This is a genomic window from Rhodococcus sp. HM1, from assembly GCF_023218075.1.
Classification (GTDB): Bacteria; Actinomycetota; Actinomycetes; order Mycobacteriales; family Mycobacteriaceae; genus Rhodococcus.
The window spans coordinates 1-264 of sequence record NZ_JALPTB010000244.1 but is presented as its reverse complement, the minus strand read 5'-3'; the positions used below and the strand labels follow the sequence as shown (position 1 = coordinate 264).

General features: G+C 71.6%; 1 protein-coding gene. It reads right to left on the bottom strand.

The window, feature by feature from the left end; genetic code table 11:
- Positions 1-264: hypothetical protein (locus M1M07_RS32620; protein WP_248676818.1), on the bottom strand; the 264-nt coding region annotated here is incomplete at both ends.

Here is a 264-nt window from a genome sequence, read left to right as displayed (position 1 = left end):
GCGTTGCCCTTGGGGTTGGTGAGGGTGGCCCCATTCAGCTGGATCTCGCCGATGTTCGCACCGGCGGCGCGGACCGTGCCTTCGGCGATGAGGCGGTCGGCGAGCAGGCCGCCGGTGACGGTCGCGCCGCTGAGTTCGAGGGCGTTGCCCTTGGGGTTGGTGAGGGTGGCCCCATTCAGCTGGATCTCGCCGATGTTCGCACCGGCGGCGCGGACCGTGCCTTCGGCGATGAGGCGGTCGGCGAGCAGGCCGCCGGTGACGGTC